Source organism: Aestuariivivens marinum (genome assembly GCF_022662175.1).
Lineage (GTDB): Bacteria > Bacteroidota > Bacteroidia > Flavobacteriales > Flavobacteriaceae > Aestuariivivens > Aestuariivivens marinum.
In genome coordinates this window covers 920,967-935,239 of record NZ_JAKMCR010000001.1, presented here as the reverse complement: position 1 = coordinate 935,239, position 14,273 = coordinate 920,967, and the positions used below count along the sequence as shown (strand labels likewise).

Annotated in this window: 8 protein-coding genes; 4 read left to right on the top strand and 4 right to left on the bottom strand. The window is 34.0% G+C overall.

The window, feature by feature from the left end; translation table 11 throughout:
• Positions 1-53 precede the first annotated feature (53 nt).
• The 4 genes from MR053_RS03980 to MR053_RS03965 form a co-directional block, all read right to left on the bottom strand.
• Positions 54-1,121: a sensor histidine kinase gene (locus MR053_RS03980; protein WP_242131157.1), complete on the bottom strand. Its 1,068-nt coding sequence runs from the start codon at positions 1,119-1,121 to the stop codon at positions 54-56.
• A 142-nt stretch (positions 1,122-1,263) separates the two neighbouring features.
• On the bottom strand, positions 1,264-1,602 hold the full coding sequence (locus tag MR053_RS03975; RefSeq protein ID WP_223549820.1) for a carboxypeptidase regulatory-like domain-containing protein: 339 nt from the start codon (positions 1,600-1,602) through the stop codon (positions 1,264-1,266).
• 25 nt (positions 1,603-1,627) lie between these two features.
• On the bottom strand, positions 1,628-3,622 hold the full coding sequence (locus tag MR053_RS03970; protein ID WP_242131156.1) for a SusD/RagB family nutrient-binding outer membrane lipoprotein: 1,995 nt from the start codon (positions 3,620-3,622) through the stop codon (positions 1,628-1,630).
• Positions 3,623-3,637: 15 nt separating this feature from the next.
• A complete protein-coding gene (locus MR053_RS03965) occupies positions 3,638-6,949 on the bottom strand; it encodes a SusC/RagA family TonB-linked outer membrane protein (protein WP_242131155.1) in 3,312 nt (1,103 codons plus the stop codon).
• Between the two features lie 521 nt (positions 6,950-7,470).
• On the opposite strand from MR053_RS03965, the gene MR053_RS03960 reads away from it, so the two are divergent.
• The 4 genes from MR053_RS03960 to MR053_RS03945 all read left to right on the top strand — a co-directional run bounded on the left by MR053_RS03960 (position 7,471) and on the right by MR053_RS03945 (position 14,177).
• A complete protein-coding gene (locus MR053_RS03960; RefSeq protein WP_242131154.1) occupies positions 7,471-8,040 on the top strand; it encodes an RNA polymerase sigma-70 factor in 570 nt (189 codons plus the stop codon).
• Positions 8,041-8,118: 78 nt separating this feature from the next.
• Positions 8,119-9,105: a FecR family protein gene (locus MR053_RS03955; protein ID WP_242131153.1), complete on the top strand. Its 987-nt coding sequence runs from the start codon at positions 8,119-8,121 to the stop codon at positions 9,103-9,105.
• A 184-nt stretch (positions 9,106-9,289) separates the two neighbouring features.
• The gene (locus tag MR053_RS03950; protein WP_242131152.1) at positions 9,290-12,580 is read left to right on the top strand and encodes a SusC/RagA family TonB-linked outer membrane protein; all 3,291 of its coding nucleotides are present in this window, start codon (positions 9,290-9,292) and stop codon (positions 12,578-12,580) included.
• A 10-nt stretch (positions 12,581-12,590) separates the two neighbouring features.
• Positions 12,591-14,177: a RagB/SusD family nutrient uptake outer membrane protein gene (locus tag MR053_RS03945; protein WP_242131151.1), complete on the top strand. Its 1,587-nt coding sequence runs from the start codon at positions 12,591-12,593 to the stop codon at positions 14,175-14,177.
• Positions 14,178-14,273: the final 96 nt, after the last annotated feature.

The window sequence follows — 14,273 nt, the reverse complement described above, 5'->3', positions numbered from 1 at the left end:
ATACTCATAACATTATAATATGCATTTACATTTAAATGCATGCACTTTAGTTTTCAAGTCACAGGAATCCTTAAAAATAAACTGTAAATACCATTATCTGTATTCGTTCTTAAAACAAAGTTTTTGGAAAACAAAATCTTCAACCTTCTTAACGAATTAGAAATTCCTATCCCTTTTTTTTCCTCATTCATGGCTTCTGGGTTATAATTATTAGAAATACTAAACTCTAAAAATTTTCCATTAACAACTTCAAAATTAATTTCTATTTTAATCTTATCGTTGTTTCTTAAGCCGTGCTTAAAACAGTTTTCAACAAAAGTTATAAATAATAAAGGAGGCACTTTAACATCTTCTATGTCTCCTGTAATATGCATTTCTGTTTCTACCCTATTCTTAAACCTTAAATTTTCAATATCAATGTAATTATTAATATGATTGATTTCTTGCAGCAAATTTGCTTTAGAATCTTGTACTTCATATAGCACATATTCCATCATATCAGATAGTTTTAAAAGAAGCCGAGGCATACTATCAGACTTTTTTAAGGCAAGTGCATATAAATTATTTAGGGTATTGAAGAAAAAATGAGGCTGAACCTGTGTTCTCAAAAACTTTAATTCCGTACTTAATTGCAGTTGTGAGAGGTCTTCATTACGTTTCTTTTCAATACTCCAATCGACCAAGACTTTAATTGCGGTAACAAAGGTCATCACATAAAGCTGCCCTAAAGCAACCACAATAAAATGATTTAAGTCTAAAAACGAAACTGGCCTACCTAGTTCAGGAGAAACAACCCCAGTTAATACATATATAAAGGCCGTTCTTACAATGTAAACCAATATTAAAATAATAAAGATAGAACTTATATATTTTAAATACTTTTTCTGTAAGAATAAATTAGGTATTAAATAGTATATATTAAAATATATAACAATAATATGAATGGTAAATTCTATTAGATTGGTTTTCAATGAATATTGAAAATCATTAAAAAAACTACCCCATCTTACTACATTAAATGTAAAGTAACTAATCCAAAAAATAATATGATATTTAATTGGAATTGTACTCCCTACTCCTTCTTTTAAGGGTGAAAAAATTTTAACAATAGATACACTCATATAAAACACCAATTATTTTAATAAAACAAATCCTTTTTTTACAAAAATAGAAACAAATGATATTAAAAAAACTAAGGTGCGATAATTATACATCATCTGCACCTTAGCTTACAATTTAACTGTTAATAAGTTTATCGCTACACTACTTTTGAGTTAATGTTAAGGCGACCTCTTCAACAATTTCATCACCAACGTAAACAATCCTAGGCCTATTACCAGTATCCCAAACTGTTCCATTAACTGTAATTGTTGCTCCAATATAATAATTACCTGATTCTAAACCAGAAAATTTAAAATTCCCTTGACTATCTGTTTGGGTATCTTCAAGTAGGGTAGTACTTTCTGAATAAAGCTTCACAGTAATACCAGACAGAACATTCCCGTTATCTGCAGATGCTGTCCCAATTATTGTAGCATCATCTTTCTTGCTACAAGAAACAGATAAAACAATGGTTAATATTAATATTATAAATTTTTTCATACTATAAAATTAAAGTGTTAATATTTTATTCAAGTACATTAGTCCATTTTGTTTGACGTCCAGTAAACCATAATGGTAAATTATAGTCATCATGTTGACTTATAATTGCCCATGCTTCTGGATCTGTTGCTTGAATATTTGGGTTGTAAAGGAATCTTTCCTTCCAAACAAAAACTTCATACGGCGCCCCAGGGTTATCTCCTAAATACTTGATTAAACGACGTGCATTAGAATAAGGTGTCTCAAAGTTGAACATATTATAATGTAACTGCATTTGATTAAATATAGCTGTCACCTTATCTTTATCTGACATTGCATTAAACTGCTGGGCCGCAAAATCAGCATAGGCGCCTGGGTTATACTCCATCTCAGGACGGTCTCTATCGATTCTTGATTGAGCCATGTTACTAGGGAATGAAGGCGTAGTACCCTTATTATAGGCGTTGTTTGCGTTTATGCCATACCAATAAGCACATGATAATTCAATTGCGTTTTTATAATGGTCGGCAGCATTTCCTGTAATTCCACCAAAACCTCTAACAATTGCTTCCGCTTTTAACAATTCTGACTCTACTGCGTGCAAGGTAGGATACCTAATATCAAAATTATACTGTGGCCGTACATTATATTCTGAGATCATATTTCTATCTGTACCAATTGTCCAACCAATATCCTGATATTGTCCACATTGATTTCTAAAGGCTTTCAATAAAAAGGCTTCCCGCTTTGATAAATCGGCTGTAGCCTCATCATTCAGCTTTATGGTCATTTCGTTACCTTGAGCTCCAAAAGTAATCTCAGTTACATTAATATCGGTCATAATAGGATGATTAATATAATAAGCCCTCATAGCTTTATTGAAATAACTGTTAGGGTCACTACCATCGTCCCATCCTGTTTCTGCACCAACATATCTTCCCAAAACATCTTTAGAAAACAGATAGGCTACCCTTGGATCAACAGTCCCATCCATTAAACCTTGAGCAGAGTTATCACCATCAAAATAATATAATGTTTCTCCATTAACTACAACACTACTCTCGGTAGGCACGCAGTTCATTACGTCTTCTAAAAAGCGCTTGGGAGCACGACATTCATCTGCACGTTCCCTAAATGCTCTTGTAATACCTAATTCTACTTGTAACCTATAAGGCTCTACTATAGCTATATCTGCCAAACCGGCAACATCATTGGGCTGATCAAACATTGGTTTCCCATTCAATTCAGAAAGCACAGTCGAAGTAATATTTGGCTGAACTTCACTAACGTTCATGGCCCACCTTAAACGTAAGGAATTAATATACTTTCTCCACTGCATGATATCTCCGTTAAAAATAACGTCTTGATTTGTAAAAGAAGTTTGCTCTGCTGGTCCTAAAGTTACATTAGCTAGATATGCTTCAATTTCTTTTGCTTCATCAAGAATAATAGGGTATATCTCTTCTTGCCCAATCCATTCAGCCTTTTCTCCATCCAAAGCTCCTGCACTACCGGTTTGGAAGTAAGGCACTTCATCGTACAGATCAATAGCACGTTGGTAAGCAACACCTTTTAATAGCTGTAGCAGTTTCATATAAAGTTCATCGCTAACTGAACGGTCGGCTTCAGGTATATTATTATATTCTTTTTGCCCCCATAAATATTGCTTTATCCAAGCACTATTAATGTTGTTGAACACACCTCTGTTAAAGGCATTGGAACCCCAATCGTTCTCAACATCTCTAAGCACATAACTTAGACCAAAAGCATCTGTAGTATAATAAAGTTGAACTCCTGTCCCCATAACACGGGAACCACTTCTTAATTGGTGATAAGCTGAACCATAGTCACCTCTTAGAAAAAAACCACGAGTAAGTTGCGAGGTAAAATACCCTGCAATAATACTAACCCCAGCAGCATCTGCTTGAGCTTTAGAAAACCCATCTGGGTCTTGAAATAATTCTTCTAGCTTATCGTCACAACTCACAGAGCTAAACAATACGCAAATTGAAAGAATTGATCTTAATAATAAATTCTTCATAGTTACATTTTTTTATTAAATTTTTCCTTTTATCGACAATCCAAACGAACGTTGTAATGGCATAGCAGTTGTTCCATAAGAACTATCAGCCCATCCTGTTCCATTAGAAGCTTCAGGCACCGTATTTGGTGCAGCTTTGTAAATATACGCAACATTATTTGCAAATACAGATACAACTATATCTGAAAGACCAATAGTTTTAGAAAAATCGGGTAATCTATAGTCTAAAGCTATATTACGCAATGCAATATAATCACTCTTAAACAAGCGATCTTCAGGATAAAATCCATTGGAAAAGTAAGAATCATAATAATAATCTTGAGCTGCAACAACTTGATTATTTGGTGTTCCATCTGATCTTACACCGCTAAGTAGAACGCCATCATTGTATGTAGCTCCATTAGGATTTTGTCCTGCTACCTTAGTATTACCATTTAAATAATAGGCCAGACCACCTGTTTCTGCATCTCTGTATTTTAAACTTTCTTTTAAAACACCAGCTGCCATCATATAAGTTTCCCCTTCGTTAATAAAGGTCGCTCCAAATGAATAATCTATATTAAACACTAAACTAAAGTTCTTATAATTCATTCTGCTAAAAACTCCCCCAAAAACATCTGGCAATAATTTACCAACAACACGATTACTACTAGTAGAATAACTGTAACGTGTGCCAGAATTATCCACAATACGTTCTCCATTGTTTGAATCATTATCATCTGAAGGGTTTATATAATGTTGCCAACCTCTTTGCTGATATATTAAACCATACTCTCCTCCAACTCTTGCCACAGCATTTAAACCATTGGTTGACCATAAGTTTAAACCTTGTATTTCACCATCTAAGCGTTTAACTTTGGTTTTACTTCCCGAGAATGTCATATCAAAATTCCATGAAAAATCTTGTGTTATAATAGGCTTGGTCTTTACAGCCAATTCCCATCCAGTATTAGCAACATCCCCTGCGTTAAGTCTAACACTACTTACACCCAATCCTGGGGGTGCGGTTACTCGCATTATTTGATCGTAAGTATTCGAATGATAAATCGATAAATCGAAACCTAAACGCCTATCATCAAAAAGGTAACCTTCTAAACCAACTTCAAATTCACGTTTACGTTCTGGTTTTAAGTTAGGAAGGAAATTCTCGTCAATTGGAGGCAAATCGTTTGGTGGCGATAAAATGAACCCTCCACCTGACTGGGATACTCCAAGATTGACATTACCAAAATAACGAGGACCCGGACGACCTACATCTGCCCATGATGTTCTCAATTTTAAAAACTTAACGACCTCTGGTAATTCTAAAGTGTTTGATGCAATCCAAGTAGCACTCAATCCAGGATAGAAAAACTGGTTATTGGCAGGCGGTAATATGGATGACCAATCTTGACGGGCTTGAGCCTCTATATAAATTTGATCTTTCCATTCAACCTGAACAGATCCCAACAAACTATATAAAATATCTTCTCCGTTGGAATAATTGTAAACAGGCTGAACTCCCGAAGGCAAGTTTGAAAACGAGAAGAAGTTTGGAATTACAAAGCCACCAATTTTTTCAGCACCTTTAGACTCTAAATAGTTTTTTCTTATCACTCCTCCAACAAATCCAGAAACATCAAAATCTCCAAACCCCTTATTAAAATTCAAGGTAGCTTGACCATAATTTTTACGAATTAATCTGTTTGTATCCCTAAAAACCGAACCACTGTTAGGTCCTATTAAAGATGGATCTTGAAGCTTCCCTTTGTACATGTTTCGTTCAACAGTATGATCCAACCCTCCAAGTAAAGTCAAGCTTAAATTATCTGTGAACTTTAAATCTATTGTAAGCGATTGAAGATTGTGGTTTCTGTTAAAAATGGATTCATTCTGAGTCCAATCCCATAAAGTACCAATTACCGATGCTCTACCTGCAGAAATATAATTATTACTCAAGTTTGGATTTGCAAAGTAATTGTAACCATCATCAGTAACTAAAAAGCTTCGCAACAAGTCTACATCAATGTCTCTTGCATACGCCCCTAAAGATGCTCTTGCCCCTTGGGCATCAAAAGATCCGGCATAAGCGGAGTTTAAATTATCTGTTGAATAGTAGTTACCAGAATATTTTACTGATATAAAATCATTCAAATCGTAAGACGCAGCCACACTAAAGGCATCTTTTTTGTATCTAGCTCCTAAGTTAATAGGTGTATAATCTGTTTTAGTATATGAAAAACGGATAGACCCTTTATCACTACCTGAGCTTACCGAAACATTTGCCACCTGTTGAGAACCTGTTCTAAATAATTGCTCATAAACTGATTCCTTATTAGCAACCCACGGTCTAGTCGATCCATCCCACCAGTTTAGCATTACATTAGGATCAAATTTGGGACCAAATGCAGCCCCGGCTGGATCTAACGATCTCTCTAAATTTTCATTAAGAAAATACCCTTCATCATCTGTAGCACTTAAACTAGCACTCCTACCCGTTCCATAGATATCTTGAAGTTCTGGATAAAACGCTGCATTTTCAATTGTTGTCGTTGCTGAGAAAGATACGCCAAGACCGCGACTTTTTGAACCGCTTTTGGTTGTTATAAGCATAACCCCGTTAGCTCCTTCACTACCATATAATACAGAAGCCTTTGCTCCTTTAAGAATTTGAATCGATTCAATATCGTCTGGGTTTATATCATTAATCCCTGTACCATTATCTCTACCTGCTCTCGCGTTGTAAGTGATATTAGAGTTCTCATCATGAATTGGAATACCATCCACAACAATTAATGGTCTAGTAGTAGAAGCAGCATCAAAAGAAACTGCATTACGAATATTAATTTTCATACCCCCTGAAGGTCCCGTAGCCGTTGTAGCTACAGTTACACCAGAAGCAGAACCATATAAGGACTGTAAGGCATTTACAGGCGTACCACTAGCCATAATACGTTCATTATCAACCTGAGCAACAGAATAACCTAAAGCTTTTGCCTCCTTTTTAATCCCTAAAGCCGTTACCACAACTTCATCTAATTGGCTAGCATCTTCTTCCAATGTTACATTTATAGTTGTTTGGTCATTAACATCAATTTCTTGAGCTACATAACCTACATAAGAAATTTGCAGAATTGCATTTCCTCCTGAAAGCGTAATACTGTAGTTTCCATCAAAATCTGACGATGTTCCATTAGAGGTGCCTTTTTCAATAATATTGGCACCTAAAAGAGGTATTCCATTTGTGTCAGTAATTTTCCCTTTGACAATTGTTCCTGTTTGTGCAAAAACACTGTGAGCACCTAAAGCACAAACAAAAACAATAAGTTTGAGTAATTGTTTAATCATAATTGTTTTTTTGAATTTGTTAATTTAATCTCGAGTTTAATTTGTTAATCCATTTTAAACTTTAATGGATTATTAAGATTAATCGTTTTTTCTCATACACATTTAGTTTTAAGTTAATATTTAATTGATTTTGTTTTTAAAAAATTTAAAGTATTAATTTTCACCCACTGTCAGAAAAAAAATATATAAACAACATAATTTTACATATAAACAACTATATCTATAAGATATTTGTGAATTTAATAAAAATAACACTGAAAAATCTAATTTAGCCATTCTCTATCAATATTTCTTTTAAGCATGTAGCCCATCCAGAAACAAGTCGATTTTGTACCAACCCATTTTAGAATTAGGACAATAATATAAACTAAGACTTCTCAAATTATATGGGTTTCTAGCACTTAAATCAAACCTAATAATTATAGGAAACCTAAACGCAAGTATATTTTTTTATGAAATTCATAAAAAAATTGTAGATTTATCAAATTTATAAAAATTTAAGTCTTTACAGAAGAATTTACATGAATAATATTTCGCAGTTAAACACTAAAGAATTTATAACTCGTATTAACAATGGCGATGTTTTAGCTTTTGAAGTATTATTCAGGTTATACAGGCCAAAACTTCTTTATATTGCTTCACAATATATTACCATAAAAGAGGATGCTGAAGAGATTATTCAAAATGTATTTATGAAAGTTTGGTCCAAAAAAGATATTAAAACCAACTTAAATGGTTATTTATTTAGCATGACCAAAAATGCTTGTCTTGATTATTTAAGATCTAAAAAACAACAACTTCATCTAGATAATAATTTATCCCAACTAGAAGCTTCTATTAATTATGTTGCATTATCTGATGATTCTGCTTCATTACTCATAGAAAAAGAATTAAATGAAGCTATACTCAATGCTATTGATTTGCTTCCCCCAAAATGTAAGGATGTGTTTATTAAAAGTCGTATAGAAGGGTTAAAGCACAAAGACATCTCTTCTGAAATGAACATTTCAACAAACACCATCGAAAACCACATTTCTAAGGCTCTTAAGCAATTAAAAATTGCTTTAAGAGAGTTTCTTTCTATTCTATAATTTTTATTTTTTAAAAAAAATCAAAATTGACTAGTGGATGTATGTATATAATTACGTCTTATATATAACAAGTCTTATATGAATAAAAAACAAATCATAAAATACATTAAAGGCGATTTGGATTCTATCGATAAAAGAAAGGTGATAGAATGGATTAGAAAAAATCCTGAAAACCAGAAAGTATATAATATCTTAAAAGCCAAGTATATTGCTTCAACTTTTAAAGATGCTCCCAATAATAGTAATGATTTCTTTTTTGAAAGATTTAAAAACAATATTAAAAAAAGAAAATTCGGCAAAAAAATATATTTAGTAGCATCTATCGCTGTTGCTTTTGCTTTTTTGTGGAATTTTCAACCTAATACAATCTTTAACGACACATTATCTTCTCCAAAAGAATCCATAACCAAAACCCTTAATGATTTATCCAAAGTTAGTTTCATTACAGAAAGAGGTGATAAAAAAGAAGTTTATCTCCCAGATGGATCTAAAATTGTTTTAAATGCTGATAGTGAATTAAGTTATCCTAGAGAATTTAACGACAGTATTAGAGAAGTCACTCTTGTTGGAGAAGCGTTTTTTGATATAAAAAGAGATGTAACTAAACCTTTTATTGTAAATACCAATAGTATTAAAATACGTGTTTTGGGAACTTCATTCAATGTTAAATCTTACTCCAAAGACAAAAGGATTGAAACCACTTTAGTTTCAGGTAAAGTAGAGTTAATTAAAGATGAGGAAACTCCTATAATATTAGCCCCATCACAAAAAGCGGTTTTCCATAAAAAAGACAATAAATTAGAAATTGAAGAAGTAAAGTCATTGGATCAAGTGGTTTCCTGGAGAGAGGGGAAACTCATTTTTAATAAAACACCTCTTCAGGAAGTTGTTTCCGATTTAGAAAGAAAATATAACACAAAAATAATTATTAACTCTAAAACCCTTTTAAACTATGAGTACACTGGTACATTTGACAACTTGAGCATCAATGATGTCCTTAAACTTTTAACTATATCATCTCCTATTAAATTTAAAATAGCAGATGATAAAATAATACTGGAGTAAGATAGTTTTTCACATAAAAAAAAAGAGAATGCGCCAACATTCCCTTTTTAAGTGAAATTATCGCTCTAGTGAGTAATAACTAATAAAACTACACAAAATTATGAAAAAAACAGACACAAAGATCCTGTCTAAAACATTTCTCTACCGGATTATGAAAATTTACACGCTCCTGCTTTTTATTTCTATGGCAAAATTATTTGCTGTTGAGGCTAATGGGCAAAATGTTACTATTAATGTAGATAATACCGATCTAAAATCAGTTTTTACTGAAATTGAAAACCTGACCGAGTTCAACTTTTTTTACAATAATAGTTTAATTGATGTCTCCAAAAAAGTATCATTAAATGTTAGCAATCAAGACTTAAAACTTGTTCTTACCAGTTTGTTTAAAAAAACAGATATTGATTACAGGTTTATAAAAAACCAAATTGTATTATTTCCAAAAAATAATCCCTCAGTTATTAAGATTATTGAAGATATCATTAAAAATGAAAATTTAGATAAAGAAATTGAAACCTTAATCAACGATGTGCTTCAAAATGAAATTAAAGGAACAGTAGTCGATGCTAGTGGTTTACCTCTTGCTGGAGTTAACATTATTATTAAAGGCACCACTGTTGGAGCATTAACCGATTTTGATGGAAACTTTACTATACAAGCCAGTGTGGGTGATGTTTTAGAGTTTTCATATGTAGGAATGAAAACCGAGATTGTTACAGTTGGTGATTCCAACACAATCAATATTACTATGCAGGAAGATGCCGAAAGCTTAAGTGAAGTTGTGGTAACGGCTTTAGGCATCAAAAAAACCCGTAAGTCCCTAACCTATGCTGCTCAGGACATTAACGCAGATGAGCTAAACAAGGCTAAACAAACTAACCCAATTAACAGTTTATCAGGTAAGGTATCTGGTGTTTCCATCACGCGAAGTGCATCTGGCGTTGGAGGGTCTGTTAAAGTAACCTTACGTGGTAATTCTTCAATTGGAAACAACCAGCCTCTTTATGTGGTAGATGGTGTTCCGTTATCTAACCCCAATGCTAGTCAACCAGGAGATACTTTTGGAGATATTAATGGGGGTAACCGTGATGGCGGTGATGCCCTTTCACTAATAAACCCTGACGATATTGAATCATTAACTGTATTAAAAGGTGCTTCGGCTTCTGCTTTATATGGTAGTGCCGGTTTAAATGGTGTTATTTTAATAACGACAAAAAAAGGACGTTCAGGTGCTTTTAAAGCAGACTTTTCTTCTAACTTAACAGTAGATAGTGCTGCATATACAATGGATTTTAACGATGAGACTCAAAGTAATATCGATGACTTTTTAGATACTGGAATTACAAATATAAACTCGTTATCAGTTTCTGGTGGAACAGAAAATGCACAAACGTACTTTTCATATAGTAACACCTTTGCCAATGGTATATTACCAACCAATAACTTAAAACAACACACTTTTAACGTTAGAGAAACAGCTCAATTATTTGATGGGAAGTTTAACATTAGCGCAAGTGTTATGGCATCTACCCAAAATATTAAAAACAGACCTATTTCAGGTTTGTATTTTAACCCATTAGTTGGTGTTTATGCGTTTCAATCCGATACCGAAAAATTATCTAACTACTCTAATTTTGAGGAATTTGAAGCAAGCAGAAACATCATGGCCCAAAGGTGGTTTAGGGGCACTTCAGATATTGAACAAAACCCATATTGGATATTGCACAGGAATGCTTCAGAAGATACTAACAATAAATTATTGGCCTCTTTAAATTTAAACTTTAAAATTAATGATTGGCTATCACTACAAACCAGGGGAACTTATGATAGGTCACAGCTTAATTTTGAACGAAAAATTTATGCTACTACCGAAGCTACATTAGCCCCCGCAAATGGACGCTATTTAGTTATTGAAAATGACTTCACCCAGCTATATGGAGATATAATTGCAAACATTAATACGCAAATTAATGAAACTACCTCTCTATCTGCCATTATAGGTACGAGTACAACACGTAATATCACTGAATCATTTACGGGTGACTCTGGAACTAATGGTGGCTTACAATATGCTAATGTGTTTGCTTTCCAAAACTTTAACGGTAATCCTTCTGTTAACTTTACTCAAAACTCATTGGAAATAAGAACCAGTTCTTTATTTGCTAGTGCAACAATAGGATTTAACGACAAACTATTTGTAGACTTAACTGCTCGTAACGATTGGTCATCGACTTTACCTGCCGATAACAATTCGTTCTTTTATCCTTCAGTTGGTGTGACTGGGGTTTTAAGCGAAATGTTTGAATTACCGGAAAGTGTTTCGTTTGCAAAACTAAGAGCTTCTTACGCCGAAGTAGGTAATGCTTTTGTTGCAGATCAAATAAACCCACAACGATCTATAATCTTTGGAGGTGGAGGTGTAAGCCCTACCAACCCCATCAAACCTTTCCCTGGGTCAACTCCAAAACCAGAAAGACAAAAATCGTTTGAAATTGGTACTGAGTGGAAATTTAATAACAATCGTTTAGGTTTTGATATAGGCTATTACAATACAAAAACTGTAGATCAATACTATGCCTTTTCAACCTCTGTATCAATCATAGGGGCATCTCAGGCTTATTTAAACTCAGGTGAAATTTCCAATAAAGGGATAGAAGCTTCAGTTTATGTCATCCCTATTCAAAAAGAAAATTTAACTTGGACCTCAACACTAAACTTTGCATCCAATAAAAATAAAATTGAAAAGATATACAATGGTCAAGTATTAGAAGGATTAATCGAACCTGAATTCTTTACACTATCTGGAAAAGGAGTTAACACATTTGGATCTTATCTTGTTGAAGGCGGTTCGTTTGGTGACATTTATGCCCAAGTTGTTAGAAAAAATGCTGATGGTTTGCCCATTATTGAAGGTGATGCTGTAATTGCTAATGATGACAATACTATAGATGGACTTACCAAAGTTGGAAATGCCAACCCAGATTTTACTTTAGGTTGGAACAACTCATTTGAATACAAGAATTTCTCATTAGATTTCTTAATTGACGGAAAATTTGGTGGTGAAACCATGAGTATGACCGAAGCTATTGTAGAAGGTTTTAGTAATAATTCCGCTAGGGAAACAGCAAATGGAACGGTAAGTGCACAAATAGATGGATCTGTATCAACATTATCTGCTCAAGATTATTATGGTAAAGTTGGAGGTAGAAATGGTTTTACAGGAGAGTATATTTACAGTGCCACCAATGTGAGGTTAGCTGAATTTGCTTTAGGATATAACTTTAATTTACCTGAAAACGCGTTCTTTTCTAGAATAAAAGCATCTTTTGTAGCCAACAATTTATTCTTCTTCTATAAAGATGCCCCACACGACCCCAATATTTCATTAAGCACGGGAAATGCATTACAAGGGGTGGATGCTTTAGGACTTCCTTCTTCTAGAAGCCTAGGTCTAAATCTTAATTTATCATTCTAAAAAAAATATCATGAAAAACATAAATAAACTATTTATATACACCATCATATTGGCCTTTATAACTGCATCGTGTAGTGATTTAGATCAATTTAACACAAACGACAGAAATATAACCCAGGATCAGTTGGAAGTAGATTTTCAACATGTAGGTTCAAAATATAAACCTATTTTTGAGAGCATTTACCAATATACTCCCGCTTGGTCGTACCAATTACAACAAAACCTAAATGCCGATGTGTATTCTGGATATATGACCAATCCAAGGCCTTTTGTTGCAGGTGCTAATAACACAACTTATGCTCTGGTAAGTGGTTGGAACAATTTTATATGGAGTGTTCCGTATTCTAACGTAATGAATAATGTTGACGATATAAGTAAACTAACAGAAGTAGAATTCCCTACGCTTAATGCGGTTGCTCTAATCCTAAAAGTAGAAGCAATGCATCGTGTGTCTGATGTATTCGGTCCAATAGTGTATTCCAATTTTGGGGACCTCGCTAATGCCGGTGTCTATGACTCCCAACAAGAAGCTTACAATGCGTTTTTTAATGATTTAGATACGGCTGTAGCCAGTTTAATGGCCGATATAGATAGTCAGAAATTTGCTGCTTTTGACAAATCTTACAATGGAGACTATAGGCAATGGGTAAAATTGGCCAACTCATTACGCCTACGTTTAGCTATTAGAATATCAAAAGTAGATCCAACTAAAGCAAAAACTGAAGGTGAAAAAGCATTATCGCAATCCTTAGGATTGATGGCTAGTAATGAGGACAACTTTAATGTTAACAGTTCTTTAGACCATCCTCTTTCTATTATTGATAATTCGTGGGGAGATATAAGAATGAATGCATCAATGGAATCTATTTTAGTGGGTTACAACGATGGAAGGGCTGAAAAGTATTTTGATGCTCCAACAAGTGTTGCTGGTTCGGTAAAGGGTATAAGAGGTGGACTTCCTTTGTTAACTGGATATGCAGATGAACTAGCGCAAAAAGCAGATTATATTGGTTTTTCTGCTATAAATGATGGTGTACATACCTCAACAGTGCAATTAATGACTGCGGCAGAAGTTGCTTTCTTAAAAGCAGAGGCCGCTTTGAGAGGTTGGACTGGATCTGGAAATGCACAAGCAAATTATGAAACAGGTATTTCCTTATCATTCGAACAGCACGGTGTGGGTGGTGCTGCAGCTTATATTGCTGATAATACATCAACCCCAGCCGATTATGTCGACCCTGTTAATGCTTCTAATAACATTGCAGCTATGAGCAATATTACCATTGCTTGGGATGCTGGCGGGACTAATGAGGAAAACCTTGAGCGTATAATTACCCAAAAATGGATTGCCATGTTCCCCGAAGGACAAGAAGCTTGGAGTGAATATAGGCGTACAGGGTATCCTAAAATTTTCCCGGTTGTGAGCAACCAAAGTGGTGGCACCATTGATACCAATATTCAAATTAGACGGATTCCGTTTGTAGATAGTGAATTGTCTACAAACCCGGATGGCGTATCTGCAGCTGTTAGTAAACTTGGTGGCCCAGATAATGGAGGCACAAGACTATGGTGGGATACAGGCGGATCTAATTTTTAACAGATAACCTTTTTTATATTTAAGAGCGTTAAATTTAATTTGTTAATAAAAACCGGAAGGCTGAGCTCTTCCGGTTTTTTTATATTCTTTCTTGAA

Bases quoted from the DNA above. Each gene is read 5' to 3' on its own strand.
- MR053_RS03965 (WP_242131155.1), bottom strand. From the start codon at position 6,949: ATGATTAAACAATTACTCAAACTTATTGTTTTTGTTTGTGCTTTAGGT.
- MR053_RS03975 (WP_223549820.1), bottom strand. From the start codon at position 1,602: ATGAAAAAATTTATAATATTAATATTAACCATTGTTTTATCTGTTTCT.
- MR053_RS03970 (WP_242131156.1), bottom strand. From the start codon at position 3,622: ATGAAGAATTTATTATTAAGATCAATTCTTTCAATTTGCGTATTGTTT.
- MR053_RS03960 (WP_242131154.1), top strand. From the start codon at position 7,471: ATGAATAATATTTCGCAGTTAAACACTAAAGAATTTATAACTCGTATT.
- MR053_RS03980 (WP_242131157.1), bottom strand. From the start codon at position 1,121: ATGAGTGTATCTATTGTTAAAATTTTTTCACCCTTAAAAGAAGGAGTA.
- MR053_RS03955 (WP_242131153.1), top strand. From the start codon at position 8,119: ATGAATAAAAAACAAATCATAAAATACATTAAAGGCGATTTGGATTCT.
- MR053_RS03945 (WP_242131151.1), top strand. From the start codon at position 12,591: ATGAAAAACATAAATAAACTATTTATATACACCATCATATTGGCCTTT.
- MR053_RS03950 (WP_242131152.1), top strand. From the start codon at position 9,290: ATGGCAAAATTATTTGCTGTTGAGGCTAATGGGCAAAATGTTACTATT.